The organism is Variovorax boronicumulans NBRC 103145, assembly GCF_001591345.1.
GTDB classification, from domain to species: Bacteria; Pseudomonadota; Gammaproteobacteria; order Burkholderiales; family Burkholderiaceae_C; genus Variovorax; species Variovorax boronicumulans.
The window spans coordinates 56,104-71,143 of sequence record NZ_BCUS01000012.1 but is presented as its reverse complement, the minus strand read 5'-3'; the positions used below and the strand labels follow the sequence as shown (position 1 = coordinate 71,143).

Below are 15,040 nucleotides of genomic sequence, written 5' to 3'. Positions count from 1 at the left end.
CCTTCTCAGAACTTGGCGCGCAGCGTCAGCTGCACCTCGCGCCCCGGTCCCGGCAGGATCAGGTTGTCCACGCTGCCGTGGGCCGAGACGTAGTACTTGCGGTTCGCGATGTTCTTCAGGTTCAGCGCGATCTCGTAGCGCTCGGTCTTGTAGTTGGCCGCGAGGTCGGCGGTCAGGTACGAGGGCAGCGTGACGAGGTTGCTCAGCGAGGCATAACGCGCGCTGACGTAGTTCAGGCCGCCGCCGGCGCTGAAGCCGTGGCCGAGATCCTTCATGGCCCACACGAAGGCCGAGTGGCGCGGCGTGAGCGCGGCGGTCTTGCCCTGCACCGGGATCGCGGCGCCCACGGGCAGCTGCAGCGAACTCACGGTGGCGAGCGACTTGGTCATCTTCGCGTCGAGGTAGGCATAGCCCGCGCTCACGTCCCAGCGGCCCGGCAGGCGGCCGTTGAGCGCAAGCTCCAGGCCGTTGGTGCGCTGCGTGCCGACGTTGATCTGGCGGCGCGGGTTGTTCGGGTCGGTGTTCTTGATGCCCGAGCGCTCCAGGTTGAACAGCGCGGTCGTGAGGTTCAGGCCGCCGTCGAGCAGGTCGAACTTGGCGCCGATTTCCTTGTTGACGGTGATCTCGGGCGCGTTGTCGATGTTGCCGGTGGACAGCGCGAAGTTCTCGCCCGAAGGCTGGAACGAGCGGCTGTACGACACGTAGTACGACTGCACCGTGTCGGGCTGCCACACCACGCCGGCGCGCGGGCTGAACTTGCGGTCGGTGCGCTCCAGCGGCGCGAGCTTGCGCTCGAAGCTGGTGTCCTGCTTGAACACGTCGTAGCGTCCGCCGATCAGCGCCTTCCAGTGCGGCGCCAGCGTGATCTGGTCCTGGACGTACACGGCCGCGGTCTTGAACTCGCTGTTGCTCGGGATCGCGCCGTCGGCGAGGTAGGTGGCCAGCGGGATCGGCAGCGGGTCCGCCACCGGGCTGAACAGGTTCACGCGCTGCGCTCCTGTGGCGGAAGACACGCTGAACAGCCGCTTGCGCTGCACGCCGAACTCGGCACCGACCAGCCACTCCTGCTTGAAGCCGCCGAGGTCGTTGCGCCAGGTCAGGTCGGTCTGGTTGAACCAGCCGCTCTCGTCGCGGTCGACGATGCCGCGCGTGCGGCCCACCGTCAGGCGCACCGGGTCGGTGGTGCCGCTGGGCAGCGTGTTGTTGCGGTCCAGGTGGTAGCTCGAATAGCGCGTGGTGTTGCGCAGGCTCAGCGCGTCGCTGAAGCGGTGGTTCAGCGTGGCGGTGAAGGTCTGCACCTTGCTGGTCACGGTGTCGTCGCGCTTGCCGTGCGCCGAGCCGTAGTAGGCGCCGATGGGCACGTCGACCGGGCGGCCGTTGAGCGCCGGGATGCCGAAGTCGGTGAGGCGCTGGTCGCGCAGGTTGGTGTACTGCAGCAGCAGGTCGGTCTGCGGGCTGAACTTGATCGCCAGCGAGGGCGCGATGTTGTGGCGGTCGGTGAACTGCTGGTCGCGGTAGCTGTCCGACTGCTCGCCCGCCACGTTCAGGCGGAAGGCCATGTTCTCGCCGATGGGCGTGTTCAGGTCGATCGTGCTGCGCGTGTAGTGGTGGCTGCCCAGGCCCAGCGAGACCTCGCCGAAGCGGCGCTCGAACACGGGCTTCTTGGTCACGCGGTTGATCAAGCCGCCCGAGGAACCGCGGCCGTAGAGCACGGCGGCCGGGCCCTTGAGCACCTCGATGCGCTCGGTGTCCGAGAGGTCGCGAAAGTACAGCGCGTCGTCGCGCACGCCATCGACGAACCAGTCGGAGATGCCGCTGAAGCCGCGGATCACGACCTGGTCGCGCTGGCCGTCGCCGTGGTTGAAGCTCACGCCCGGCACGTTGCGCAGGGCGTCCTGCATCGACACGGCGCCCTGGTCGCGCAGCAGCTGCTCGGGCAGCACGTTGACGGCCTGCGGCACGTCGCGCAGCGGCGCGCTGCCCTTGGTGGCGGTGCTGGCGGCGGCGGGGGCGTAGCCCTTGTCGTCCTCGGCGCTGACGGTGACTTCCTTCAGGGTCGAGGCGGCGGTTTGTGCCAGCGCAATGCCCGACAGCGACGCGAGGGCGGCGCCGGCCAGCAGCGAAAGGGGCCACAGCGGGCGCGAGGGGGTGGCGGTGCGGGTGGCTGTGCGAGAGGAGGGCTTCATGTTGTCCGGTTGTGCTTGTTCTTGGAGGGCGGCGCCGCGCAGGGGCAGCCGTACGCGACAACGCCCTTCGTCGCGAGAGACGAAGGGCGTTGTCGTGCCCTGCCTTGAACTGGAAATGTCTGGGTGAGGCAATGGCGCAGCGCGGACGGAAGAAGCTCCGTGGCTGCACGCCATGACGGCCGCTGGACGCGGCGGGCCGAATTCTAAAGAGCTAAATGCGAGGCGTTTGCATTTGTGGCGAGGATGCGACGCGGGGCCGCCCGCTCGCCGCTCACAGCTGGTCGGTCGGCACGAACCACGAGAACAGCAGCAGCTGCAGGCGCGTGAGCATGCTGGAGTCGGGTTCGCTGTCGAGCACCTCGTTGTGCACGTCGCCGGTGCCGATCCATTGCACGTTCTGGCCGTCGGGCTTGAGCACGACGCGGTACACGCCTTCCATGTCGTCCAGCTGGTAGGCGAAGAGCAGCGCCTGCGTGAGCTCGAAGCTGCGCACGCGCACGCCGAACTCGGTGTTCAGCAGGGCCGAGCGCGGGTCGAGGTTCATCGAGCCCAGCAGCACCCACTGGCGGTCGACCAGCGCCAGCTTGGCGTGCAGGCGACCGCGCGCCTTCTTGAGCAGGCTGCGGAACTGGCCGCTGCGCTTGAGCTGCTGCGTGCTCACCTCGTACAGGTTCACGCCCAGCTTGAGCATGTCGACGCGGTAGCGGTTGTAGTTGATGTTCACCAGCGGCTCGTCGCTGTCGGCCAGCGAGTTGGTGACCACCGTGATGCTCAGGCCGTGGTCGCGGCCCATGCGGATGCGCTCCATGCCCTCGTCGCCGGGGATGAAGTAGGGCGAGATCACCACCACGTTCGACTTCGCGGCGCCCAGCATCTCGTGGAAGCGCTGCGCCAGCGACTCCTGCGGGCGCGCCATCGTGCCCAGGGCCTTGTTCGGGCTGTCGGCGGTGGCGGCGGCCTCGGCGCGGATCCAGCGCGTCTCGCCGATGTTGTCCAGCTGCGCGCCCAGCGGCAGGTCGCCCAGCAGGTCGGTGGCGGCCAGCGGATCGGGCAGCGGCGCGAAGGCGGGCGAGGTCGCGGCCTCGAAGGCGGCCTTCAGCTCGTCGGGCGAGAGCGTGGTGCCGGCCATGCGCTGCAGCGGGTAGACCACGTCGCTGTTCCAGTAGGTGTCGAAGATCCCGGCCGACTGCGGCACCACCGGGCCGGCCAGCAACAGCTCGAAGTCGATGAAGTTGGCGCTCTCGCTGCGCAGGAAGTACTCGTCCGCGAGGTTGCGCCCGCCGGCGATGGCCATGGCCCCGTCGGCGATGAACAGCTTGTTGTGCATGCGGTGGTTGAGCCGCCGGAAATCGCCGAAGAACTCGAGCCAGCGCAGCGACGAATGGTCGCGCGCGTTCACGAAGGGGTTGAACAGCCGCACCTGCGCGTTCGGCTCGGCGGCCAGCCCGAGCAGCAGGCGGTCCATGCCGGCGGTGTAGAAGTCGTCGAGCAGCAGCCGCACGCGCACGCCGCGCCGGGCGGCGTCGCGCAGTTCGCGCAGCAGCAGGCGGCCGGTCTTGTCGTTGCCGAGCTGGTAGGTCTGCACATCGAGCGAGGCCCGCGCGCGGCGGATGAGCTCCAGCCGCGCATCGAGCGCGAACGAGGCCTCGATCAGCGGCCGCATGCTCGACAGCCCGTCGGGCGGTGAATCGAGGCTGGCGGCGGCGTGGCCGAGCGGGGTGGCGGCCGAAGCCGGAATGGCGATCGAGGGCGGCCCATCGGGCAGGCGCGGCGGCAGGCCGGCGCAGCCGGTGAGCACCAGCACGGCCAGCACCAGCGCCGGGCCGCGCAGCGCAGGAAACAACGAGGCGAGGAGCTTGAGCATGGGGCCTGTCAGCGCACGCAACGGCGTGCGGGCGGCATCGTAGCCCGGCTCGCGGCGGCGACCGCGGCGGTTTTGCAACGCTTCGCCCCTGTGTGCTGGAAAACCCGTGGACCGCGACTTTCTTGACAATAGAATGCGAATTGTTATCAATAGTGTTCAATGAACCATAAAAACATGGCAAGAATGAGGGCGCGGCGCAGGGCCGCTTCGGTGCTGGCGGGCTGTCTGGCGATCTACGCGCAGCAGCACGTCCTGGCGCAAACGGGCGGCACGGGGTCGCTGCCTGAAGTGCGCGTCGACGCGAACGCCGAAGCCGAGACCGCCACCTCGCCCGTGATCGGCTACCGCGCGAAGAACGCCGTCACCGCCACCAAGACCGACACGCCGCTGTCGGAAACGCCGCAGTCCGTCACCGTGATCACGCGCGACCAGATGGTCGACCAGGGCGCCAACAACCTGCAGGATGCCCTCAACTACGCGGCAGGCGTGCGCTCCGACGCCTACGGTGTCGATTCGCGCACCGACTCGATCCGCGTGCGCGGCGCCTACCCCGACATCTACCTGGATGGCCTGCGCCAGGCCTACGGCTACTACACCAGCACCACGCGCACCGAGCCCTACACGCTGGAGCGCCTCGAAGTGCTGCGCGGCCCCTCGGGCATGCTGTTCGGCGCGGGCACCGCGGCGGGCGTGGTCAACATGGTCAGCAAGCGGCCGCTGCAGGAGGCCCAGCGCGAGGTGGGCGTGCAGTTCGGCAGCTTCGGCCGCAAGCAGGTGCAGGCCGACCTGACCGGTCCGCTGAACGCCGACGGCTCGCTGTCGTACCGGTTGATCGCGCTGCAGCGCAAGTCCGATTCGCAGGTGGACCACGTGCCCGACGACCGCAGCGTGATCGCGCCCTCGCTCACCTGGCGGCCCAACGCGGCGACCTCGCTCACGTTGCAGGGGCTGTGGCAAAAAGACAAGAGCGGCAGCAGCTCGCAGTTCCTGCCGTGGGAAGGCACCTTGCTGCCGAACCCGAACGGCCGCGTGCCCGCCAGCCGCTTCATCGGCGAGGCCGGCGACTACTACAACAGCGAGCGCCAGACCTTCGGCTGGCAGTTCGAGCACAAATTCAACGACAGCTGGACCGTGCGCCAGAACTTCCGCTATGCGAAGAACGAAAACGACAACCGCTACCACTACGGCGGTGCGTTCAGCGGCTTCGACAGCTGGTCGACCGACCCGATCTTCAAGCGCGTGTTCCCCCGCTACTTCGACAGCCAGCTGACGCGCAACCGCACGCAGACGCTGGACAACCACGTCGAAGGCCACTTCCAGACCGGCGCGCTCCAGCACACGCTGCTCGTGGGCGCGGACTTCGCGCGCCAGCGCGAGAACGTCTGGGGCGGCACCACCGCGGACACCATCGACCTCTATGCGCCGGTGTACGGCCACGTGGACGAACCCGAGCGCGTGGCGCGTCCGCGCACCCGCCAGCGCCAGACCGGCCTGTACCTGCAGGACCAGATCAAGCTCGACAACTGGATCTTCGTGGCCGGCCTGCGCCATGACCGCGCCGTGTCCAGCGCCGCCGGCAGCGACGAGCAAAAGAGCAGCGCCACCACCAAGCGCCTGGGCGTGATGTACGCCCATCCCTCGGGCTGGTCGCCGTACCTGAGCTACAGCGAGTCGTTCACGCCGCAGTCGCCGCGCGAAGGCCGCATCTTCTCGCCGCTGCGCGGCGAGCAGTGGGAAGCGGGCGTCAAGTACGAGCCGAAGAACCGCGCCATGGCCTTCAGCGCCGCCGTGTACGACCTGCGCGAGAAGAACCAGATCGTCGAAGAGCAGCCGAAGGTGTTCTCGCAGCGCGGCCTGACCAAGACCCGGGGCGTGGAGCTGGAAGCCAAGGGCTCGGTGGGCGCCAACCTCGACCTGATCGCCCACTACAACTACACCGACGCCGACGCGCAGATCGAAGGCCTGCCCAAGCATCAGGCCAGCTTCTGGGCCAAGTACAGGTTCTCGGTGGCCGGCATGAGCGGCTTCTCGGCCGGCGCGGGCGTGCGCGTGATGAGCTCGTTCCGCGACACCCAGTTCGGCACCGGCCCGCGCATCCCCGGCGTGGCGCTGGCCGACCTGGTGTTTGCTTACGATACGGCCCAGTGGCGCTATGCGCTCAACATCAACAACGTGACGGACAAGGTGTACTTCAGCACCTGCCTGTCGCGCGGCGACTGCTGGTACGGTGCGCGACGCAACATCGTGGCGAGCGCCACCTACCGCTTCTAGCCTTTTCCCCACCCAACGACGCACGACGACATGGACAGCCGAAAGATCAAGACCTGGGCCTGGGTGCACAAGTGGAGCAGCCTTGTCTGCACGGTGTTCATGCTGTTGCTGTGCATCACCGGCCTGCCGCTGATCTTCCACCACGAGATCGGCCACCTGCTGGGCACCGAGGTCGAGGCGCCGAAGATGCCGGCCAACACGCCGCGCATCAGCCTGGACAAGGTGGTCGAGATCGGCCGCGCCAAGCACCCCGACCGCGTGGTGCAGTTCGTCTCGCAGCCCGAGGACGACGACGGCCTGTGGTTCGTCACGCTCACGCCCACGCCCGAGCCCACCGAAGACTTCAAGTCGGTGGCGGTCGATGCGCGCACCGGCGTCGTGCTGGCGCAGCCGGAGTTCAGCCAGGGCTTCATGTACATCATGTTCAAGCTGCACGTTGACCTGTTCGCCGGGCTGCCGGGCAAGCTGTTCCTGGGCTTCATGGGGCTGCTGCTGCTGGTGGCCATCGTCTCGGGCGTGGTGCTGTATTCGCCGTTCATGCGCAAGCTCGACTTCGGGACCGTCCGGCGCGAGAAGCGCCCGCGCCTGAAGTGGCTCGACCTGCACAACCTGCTGGGCATCGTCACGCTGGTGTGGCTGTTCGTGGTGGGCTCCACCGGCATGATCAACACCTGGGCCGACCTGATCATCAAGTACTGGCAGTACGACCAGCTCAGCACGCTGCTCGCGCCCTACAAGAACGAGCCGGTGGTGCCGGTGGCCGAGCGCGGCTCGCTGCAGCGCTCGATGGAAGGTGCGATGCAGAAGGCGCCGGGCATGAAGCTGTCGTTCATCGCGTTCCCGGGCACCTCGTTCTCGAGCCCGCACCACACGACCTTCTTCCTGCGCGGCAACGAGCCCTTCACCTCGAAGCTGCTGCAGCCGGTGCTGGTCGATGCCAAGACCGCAGAGGTGACGGCGGCGCCGAAGATGCCGTGGTACCTCACGGGCCTGCTGGTGTCGCAGCCGCTGCACTTCGGCGACTACGGCGGCATGCCGATGCAGATCCTGTGGGCGCTGCTGGACATCGCGACCATCATCGTGCTGGGCAGCGGGCTGTACCTGTGGCTCAAGCGCGGCAACACCGTGCCGGCCCGGGCGACCCCGACCGCGGCGCCCGCCACGGAGCGTGCGCCGCCCCCGGCTTCGGGCCCGCAGCCCGACCCGGCACCGGCCATGAAGGTGCAGGCATGACGACGCACCACAAGGCACCGCACCAGTCCTTCTGGCGCATGTGGGGCTGGCCGATCGCGCTCGGCGTGATGACCATCGTCGGCCTCATCACCGCGCTGTTCAGCGACGGCGGCCTCGGCGACATGGTGGCCTGGGTGGGCCTGGGCATTCCGGTGCTCGTGTGCGCCTGGTACGGCTGGCGCCGCTCGCCGCGCACGGGTTCCCGCTAGGCGGAAGGGTCAGGGCACCGACGCAGAATCGGTGCCGATGAATGCCGCACTCTCCTACCCGCTTCGCCTGCTGATCCTGAGCGTTCCGCTGGCCGTGCACGGCCAGCAGCCCGCCACGTCGCCGGCTGGCACGCTGCGCGATGCCACCGTTTCCACGCCGCGCGGCACGCTGTCTCCGTTTCTCGTGCCCGGCTCGGTCGACCGCGTCGAAGGCGACGAGATGCGCGACAGCCGGATGCAGGTCAACCTGTCCGAAAGCCTGGGCGCCGTGCCCGGCCTGCAGGTGCAGAACCGCATGAACTACGCGCAGGACCTGCAGCTGTCGGTGCGCGGCTTCGGCGCGCGCTCGACCTTCGGCGTGCGCGGCGTGCGCCTGTATGTCGACGGCATTCCGGCCACCTTGCCCGACGGCCAGGGGCAGACCTCGAACATCGACATCGGCTCGGTCGACCGCGTCGAGGTGCTGCGCGGGCCGTTCTCGGCGCTGTACGGCAATTCGTCGGGCGGCGTGGTGCAGGCGTTCACGGCTTCGGGGGAGGGCGCGCCGCGCCTGTCGTATGCGCTGGCGGGCGGCAGCTTCGGCAGCTGGCGCCAGTCGCTGCAGCTCAGCGGCTCGCAGGGCGCGGTCGACTACCTGCTCGGCGCGAGCCACTTTCGCACCGACGGCTGGCGCGAGCAGAGTGCCGCGCGGCGCAACATCGCGAACGGCAAGCTGGGCGTCGCACTCGACAACGGAGACAAGCTCACGCTGGTGTTCAACAGCGTGCGCATCGAGGCGCAAGACCCGCTGGGCCTGACGGCAGAGCAGGTCGCGCAGGCACCGCGCAAGGCGCCGCTGGCGCTGCAGTACGACACGCGCAAGACGGTCGAACAGACGCAGGTCGGCCTGCGCTACGAGCGGCGTATCAACACAGAGCAGGCGCTGCAGTTCATGGTCTATGGCGGCGAGCGCAAGACCGTGCAGTTCCAGTCGATCCCGCCGTCGGCGCAGCAGAGTCCGCTGCATGCGGGCGGCGTGATCGACCTCACGCGCCAGTACGGCGGCGTCGACCTGCGCTGGACCGCCGCGCTGCAGCTGGCCGACCGGCCCTTCGACCTCGTGGCGGGCCTGGGCTACGACAGCCTGCGCGAGCGCCGCCGCGGCTACGAGAACTACCTGGGCCCGGTGGCCGCGCCCCTGCTGGGCGTGCAGGGGCGGTTGCGCCGCAACGAGCGCAACGAGGTCTGGAACCTCGATCCGTATGCGCAGGCGGCGTGGCGTTTTTCCGAGCGCTGGACGCTCGAGGCCGGCGTGCGCCGCAGCCGTGTGCACTTCGATTCGCACGACCTGTACATAGCCGGCGCCAACCGCGACGACAGCGGCAGCGCGAGCTACAGCAAGACCTTGCCTGTGGCCTCGCTGCGCTACCAGGCCACGCCCGATCTCGCGGTGTACGGCTCGGTGGGCCGGGGCTTCGAGACGCCGACGCTCAACGAGCTGTCGTACCGACCGGGCGGCGCGAGCGGGCTCAACTTCGGGCTGCGGCCTTCGGTGAACGACAGCCTCGAAGTGGGCGCGAAGGCGCGGCTGGCCGGCGGCCTGCTGACGGCGGCGCTGTTCCACACCCGCACGCGCGACGAGATCGTCACCGCCACCAACAGCGGCGGCCGCGCCACCTTCCAGAACGCGGGGCGCACGCGGCGCAACGGTTTCGAGCTGGGCTGGCAGCACGAGACGGCCGACCACTGGCGCACGCAGGTCGCCTACACGTGGCTGGACGCGACGTACCGCGATGCGTTCTGCTCGCCGTCGCCTTGCGCGGGTAGCAATGCGGTGAACGCGGGCAACCGCATCCCGGGCATCGCGCGCCAGTCACTGTTCGCCTCGCTCGGCTGGGTGCCGCCCGAGGGCTGGCGCGCGGGTGTCGAGATGCGCGCGCTGAGCCGCATCCAGGCCAACGACCTGAACACCGCGAGCGCGCACGGCTACGCCGTGGCGGCGCTGTACGCCGGCTACCTGAAGAAGTGGGAGCGCTGGGACTTCAACGCCTTCGCGCGCGTCGACAACCTGTTCGACCGGCGCTACATGGGCTCGGTCATCGTCAACGAAGGCAATGCGCGCTTCTACGAGCCCGCGCCCGGTCGCAACTGGACGGTGGGCCTGAGCGGCGCGTATCGCTTCTGACTGAAGGCGCCATGAAAGGAAAAGGCCCGCCGCCCCGAGGGGACGGCGGGCCTTGAGACCCGGTAGTCGCAGTGCTTACTTGAGGCCGGCTGCGGCGCGCAGTGCGGCCGCTTGCGTCGTGGCTTCCCAGGTGAACTCGGGCTCTTCGCGGCCGAAGTGGCCGTAGGCGGCGGTCTTCTGGTAGATCGGGCGCAGCAGGTCGAGCATCTGGATGATGCCCTTCGGGCGCAGGTCGAAATGCTCGCGCACGAGTTCGGCGATCTTCTCGTCGGGGATCACGCCGGTGCCTTCGGTGTAGACCGTGATGTTCATCGGCTGGGCCACGCCGATGGCGTACGCCACCTGGATCTGGCACTGGCGCGCCAGGCCGGCGGCCACGATGTTCTTGGCCACGTAGCGCGCGGCGTAGGCGGCCGAGCGGTCGACCTTGGACGGGTCCTTGCCGGAGAACGCGCCGCCGCCGTGCGGGCAGGCGCCGCCGTAGGTGTCGACGATGATCTTGCGGCCGGTGAGGCCGCAGTCGCCCTGCGGGCCGCCGATGACGAAGCGGCCGGTCGGGTTGATCAGGTAGCGCGTGTTCTGCAGCCATTCCTTGGGCAGCACGGGCTTGATGATCTCTTCGATGATGGCTTCGTTGAACGAGGCCTTCATCTTGGTCGGCGTCTCGCTCTGGTCGGGGCTGTGCTGCGTGGAGAGCACCACGGTGTCGATGCTGTGGGGCTTGCCGTCCACGTAGCGCATCGTGACCTGGCTCTTGGCGTCGGGGCGCAGGAAGGGCAGGCGGCCGTCCTTGCGCAGCTGGGCCTGGCGCTCCACGAGGCGGTGCGCGTAGTAGATCGGCGCGGGCATCAGCTCGGGCGTTTCGTCGCAGGCGTAGCCGAACATCAGGCCCTGGTCGCCGGCGCCGGTGTTCAGGTGGTCGTCGGAGGCGTGGTCCACGCCCTGGGCGATGTCGTTGGACTGCTTGTCGTAGCAGACCATCACCGCGCAACCCTTGTAGTCGATGCCGTACTCGGTGTTGTCGTAGCCGATGCGCTTGATGGTGTCGCGCGCGACCTGGATGTAGTCGACGTGCGCGTTGGTCGTGATCTCGCCGGCAAGCACCACGAGGCCGGTGTTGGTCAGCGTTTCGGCGGCGACGCGGCTGCGGGGGTCTTGTTCGAAGATCGCGTCGAGGATCGCGTCCGAGATCTGGTCCGCGACCTTGTCGGGATGGCCTTCGGAAACCGATTCGGAAGTAAAGAGAAAGTCGTTCGCCACTGTGGTCACTCCTTGAAGTTCAATTGGCGCGTTGCCAACTCTGCGGAGCCCTGGCGAACGCTTTAGCAGATGTCGATGAATCGACGGGACACAATCGCATTCGCGCTTGTGGGTGTCGCCCTGCAAGTTGTTCCGTAACTCGGCGACAATTTGCATTCTATTCGAGCCGCGCAATACCATGCGCGCGCGTCCGCCTTTTGACGCTCCCTGACTCTCTCCCCCTCCCCGTTCAATGATCACCCTGTTCCGCCTGCTTGCCCGCGTGCCGATGCCGTTGATGCATCGGCTCGGCGCCTTGCTGGGATGGCTGGTCTGGTGGTGCGCGCCGGACTACCGCCGCCGCTTCAAGGCCAACGCCGAGAGCGCCGGCTTCTCGCCCGCGCAGTACCGTCCCGCCATCGCCGCCGCCGGTCACATGGCCTCCGAGCTGCCCTGGCTGTGGCTGCGCCCGCAGGGCGAGAGCGTGCTGACGCGCGTGGTGCGCTGGGAAGGCGTGGAGGCCTTCGAGGCCGCGATGCGCGCGAAAAAGGGCGTGATCCTCGTGGCGCCGCACCTGGGCAGCTGGGAGATGTGCGGGCAGGCCATCGGCGAGCGCTTTCTCGCGGACTTCGGGCCGATCACCGCGCTGTTCCGTCCGGCGCGCAAGAAATGGATGGCCGACCTGATCGCCGCGGGCTCGCGCGACCGACCCGGCCTGCAGACCCTGCCGACCAACAACACCGGCGTGCGCGGCCTGATCCGCACGCTGCGCAGCGGCGGCTACACCGGCATCCTGCCCGACCAGGTGCCGCCGCTGGGGCAGGGCGTGTGGGCGCCTTTCCTCGGCCGCCCCGCCTACACCATGACCCTGCTTCCCCGTTTGGCCCAACAGACCGGCGCCGCCTGCTTCCTCAGCGTGTGCGAGCGCCTGCCGCGCGGCGCGGGCTACGTGATCCGCTTCGAGCCGATCGTCGGCACCGCGCTCACCGACCCCGACGCCTCCATCGAGGACGCCGCCGCCGCCATGAACGACGGCATCGGCCGCCTGATCCACAGCCTGCCCGGCCAGTACGTCTGGGACTACGCGCGCTACAAGGAGCCGCGCGGCGAACCCGCCGTGGTGGCCAACGCCGCCGGAGGGGCCGCGCCATGAGCCTGAGCTCCCGACTCGGTATCGGCTTCATGCGGGTGCTGGCACCGCTGCCCCTGCCGCTGGTGCGCGGCTTCAGCAGGGTCCTCGGCCGCCTGCTGCACACCATCGCCGTGCCGCGGCGGCGCGTGGTCGACCGGAACCTGGCCCTGTGCTTCCCCGAAAAATCGGAGGCCGAGCGCCGGGCCATCGCACGCGAGACCTTCGTCTTCGTCGCGCAGTCGTGGCTGGACCGCAGCTGGCTGTGGCATGCGCCCGAGAAGGTGGTGAAGAGCCGGCTCACGATCGTGGGCGCGGCGCCGGAAATCCGTGAGATCGCCGAAGGCGAGGCGCCGATGATCCTGTTCGCGCCGCACTTCTACGGGCTCGATGCCGCGGCCACCGCGCTCACCATGCACACGGCGCGCCCCTCGGCCACGATCTACACGACCCAGCGCGACCCGATGGTCGACGCCTGGATCCGCGAAGGCCGCACCCGCTTCGGCGACGTGGCGGCGCTCAACCGGGTGGACGGCATCAAGCCCATCCTCGCGGGGCTGCGCAAGGGCGGTTTGCTGTACCTGCTGCCCGACATGGACTTCGGGCGCGACCAGACCATCTTCGTGCCCTTCTACGGCGTGCAGGCGGCCACCGTGCCGTCGCTCTCGCGCTTCGCGCGGCTGGGCAAGGCCAAGGTGGTGCCGGTGGTGGCCAAGCTCACGCCGGGCGGCTACGAGATCCAGGTGCTGCCGGCGTGGCAGAACTTCCCCACCGACGACGTCGAGGCCGACACGGCGCTCATGAACGAGCGCCTGCAGGGCTACATCGACACGATGCCGTCCCAGTACTACTGGGTGCATCGCCGGTTCAAAACCCGCCCCGAGGGCGAGCCGCCGATCTATTGAAAGCCCCCCGGCTTTTCACTTCGCTTCGCTGCGTGTAACTCCACCCCCCGAGGGGGAGGCGCGGCCCGCCTTGGGGCGGCCCGGCGGCGGCCGCCTCAATTGCGGGCCAGGAAGCCCTCGATCTCGCGCGCGACCAGCTGCGGCTGCTCGTGCACGATCCAGTGGGTGGCGTTCGGCACCTTCTTGACCTCGAGCTTCGGCACATAGTCTTCCAGCCCTTCGAGCAGGCCCGGCAGCAGCGCCGCGTCGTCGAGCGCCCAGAACACGAAGGTCGGCATGGTCACCGTGAGGCGTTCGCGCGGCAGCACCGGAATGCTGTCGACGGACTGGCCCGGCAGCGGCGGCTTCATCGGCGTCACGCGGTACAGGTTGCAGGCGCCCGTGAGGCCCGCGCTCCAGACCTCGCGGTACTGTTGCTTCACCTCTTCGGTGAGCCAGCCGAAGCCGTCCGGGCCGGCCTTCATCAGCAGGAAGAAGGGCCACATGCGCTTGAAGTCGTCGGCCGCGAGCAGGGCTTCGGCGTCGGGGCGCGCCAGGAAGTGCATGTAGGCGCTGGCCTGCTGCTGCGCTGGGTTGTTGCGCAGCTCGCGCGTGAAGGTGCCCGGGTGCGGCGAATTGATGATGACCAGCTTGCCGACCTGCTGCGGGAAGGCATTGGCGTAGCCCCAGGCGAAGGCGCCGCCCCAGTCGTGGGCCACGAGCGCGGCCATGGTGCCGTCGGCGCTCTCGGTGGCCACGAGCTGCTGGATGTCCTGGATCAGCAGGTGGGCCTTGTAGTCGGCCACTTCCGTGGGCGCGCTGGACTTCTCGAAGCCGCGCAGGTTGGGCGCCACGCAGCGGTAGCCGCCGTGGGCCGGGTCCGAGAAGTAGGCGAGCAGTTCGTCCCAGATGAACGCGGCCTCGGGAAAGCCGTGCAGGAACACCATCAGCGGCTGGCCCGGCTTGCCGGCGGCACGGCAACTCAGGGTGGTGCCGTTGGGCAGGCTGCGTTGGAAGGTCTCGATCATGCTTCGTGTCTCCTTGGGTTGACTGTTGCTATTGTTTTGATAGTGAACTTCGCAGGCGAGGCGCTCGATGCAGCCGGTTCCTCTAGCGCATCAGGCGTCGTCGGCCGGTGGCGGCGCGGGCGTTGGCGCGGCGTCGTCGGGGTGTACCCAGCGCCACAGCAGCTCGGCCGCTTCGCCGACCCCTTGCTTCTTCAGGGCCGAGAACAGTTTGACCTCGCCGCCGCCGGCGTTCAGTCGCGTAATCGACAGCACCTTGGCGGCTTCGGTGCGCGTGAGCTTGTCGGACTTGGTCAGCAGCACGAGGAATTTGAGGCCTTGCTCGACGCGCGGGCGGATCACGTCGAGCAGGATCTCGTCGAGCTCGGTCATGCCGTGGCGCGGATCGCACATCAGGACAACCCCGCGCAGACTTTCGCGCGTCATGAGGTAATTGCCCATCACGCGCTGCCAGCGCAGCTTGGCTTCCTTCGGCACGGCGGCGTAGCCGTAGCCGGGCAGGTCGGCCAGCACGGCGTCGTCGACCTTCTGCTTGCCGATGCCGAACAGGTTGATGTGCTGCGTGCGGCCCGGCGTCTTCGAGGCGAAGGCCAGGCGCGTCTGCTGCGTCAGGGTGTTGATGGCGGTCGATTTGCCGGCGTTGGAACGGCCGACAAAAGCGATCTCGGGCAGGTCGACCGGGGGCAGGTGCTCGAGCTGCGGAGCGCTGGTCAGGAAGTGGGCGGTGTGCAGCCAACCGAGGGCCACGCGCTCGCGTTCAGCGACCTGCGGGTCCACGGCAGGGGCCGCGCGGGGAGGATAAGCGGCGGACTTGGCGCGCGGGGAGGTCATCAATG

Annotated in this window: 11 protein-coding genes; 6 read left to right on the top strand and 5 right to left on the bottom strand. The window is 68.7% G+C overall.

All coding sequences use genetic code 11. The features are described from left to right. Nucleotides 1–5: 5 nt before the first annotated feature. Nucleotides 6–2,186, bottom strand: a complete 2,181-nt coding sequence (locus VBO01S_RS05845; RefSeq protein WP_255221051.1) for a TonB-dependent receptor — start codon at nucleotides 2,184–2,186, stop codon at nucleotides 6–8. A 271-nt stretch (nucleotides 2,187–2,457) separates the two neighbouring features. After that, a complete protein-coding gene (locus VBO01S_RS05840; RefSeq protein ID WP_062471829.1) occupies nucleotides 2,458–4,050 on the bottom strand; it encodes a phospholipase D family protein in 1,593 nt (530 codons plus the stop codon). Nucleotides 4,051–4,224: 174 nt separating this feature from the next. Between VBO01S_RS05840 and VBO01S_RS05835 the strand changes: the two genes are divergently transcribed. From VBO01S_RS05835 to VBO01S_RS05820, 4 genes are read left to right on the top strand one after another with little or no spacing between them, the layout of a single operon-like run. Beyond that, entirely contained in the window at nucleotides 4,225–6,321 is a 2,097-nt protein-coding gene (locus VBO01S_RS05835) for a TonB-dependent siderophore receptor (protein WP_062471826.1), read from the top strand. 30 nt (nucleotides 6,322–6,351) lie between these two features. Next, nucleotides 6,352–7,554 carry a PepSY-associated TM helix domain-containing protein gene (locus VBO01S_RS05830; RefSeq protein WP_062471822.1) on the top strand — a complete coding sequence of 401 codons (1,203 nt, stop codon included), beginning with the start codon at nucleotides 6,352–6,354 and terminating at the stop codon, nucleotides 7,552–7,554. Further along, nucleotides 7,551–7,763 carry a hypothetical protein gene (locus VBO01S_RS05825; RefSeq protein ID WP_062471819.1) on the top strand — a complete coding sequence of 71 codons (213 nt, stop codon included), beginning with the start codon at nucleotides 7,551–7,553 and terminating at the stop codon, nucleotides 7,761–7,763. Before VBO01S_RS05830 ends, VBO01S_RS05825 begins: the two co-directional genes overlap by 4 nt. Before the next feature lie 37 nt (nucleotides 7,764–7,800). After that, nucleotides 7,801–9,927 carry a TonB-dependent receptor domain-containing protein gene (locus tag VBO01S_RS05820; RefSeq protein ID WP_062471816.1) on the top strand — a complete coding sequence of 709 codons (2,127 nt, stop codon included), beginning with the start codon at nucleotides 7,801–7,803 and terminating at the stop codon, nucleotides 9,925–9,927. A 75-nt stretch (nucleotides 9,928–10,002) separates the two neighbouring features. Here VBO01S_RS05820 and metK read toward each other — a convergent pair whose 3' ends face one another. Then, entirely contained in the window at nucleotides 10,003–11,187 is a 1,185-nt protein-coding gene (gene metK / locus VBO01S_RS05815) for a methionine adenosyltransferase (protein WP_062471813.1), read from the bottom strand. 232 nt (nucleotides 11,188–11,419) lie between these two features. Between metK and VBO01S_RS05810 the strand changes: the two genes are divergently transcribed. Then, on the top strand, nucleotides 11,420–12,319 hold the full coding sequence (locus VBO01S_RS05810; RefSeq protein WP_062471810.1) for a lysophospholipid acyltransferase family protein: 900 nt from the start codon (nucleotides 11,420–11,422) through the stop codon (nucleotides 12,317–12,319). Next, the gene (locus tag VBO01S_RS05805) at nucleotides 12,316–13,200 is read left to right on the top strand and encodes an LpxL/LpxP family acyltransferase (RefSeq protein WP_062471808.1); all 885 of its coding nucleotides are present in this window, start codon (nucleotides 12,316–12,318) and stop codon (nucleotides 13,198–13,200) included. The genes VBO01S_RS05810 and VBO01S_RS05805 overlap by 4 nt, the downstream gene beginning before the upstream one ends. A gap of 95 nt (nucleotides 13,201–13,295) precedes the next feature. Here the strand turns inward: VBO01S_RS05805 and VBO01S_RS05800 are convergent, their stop codons facing one another. Next, entirely contained in the window at nucleotides 13,296–14,207 is a 912-nt protein-coding gene (locus VBO01S_RS05800; protein WP_062471805.1) for an alpha/beta fold hydrolase, read from the bottom strand. Between the two features lie 90 nt (nucleotides 14,208–14,297). Further along, nucleotides 14,298–15,035, bottom strand: a complete 738-nt coding sequence (yihA, locus tag VBO01S_RS05795; protein ID WP_062471802.1) for a ribosome biogenesis GTP-binding protein YihA/YsxC — start codon at nucleotides 15,033–15,035, stop codon at nucleotides 14,298–14,300. Nucleotides 15,036–15,040 lie beyond the last annotated feature (5 nt).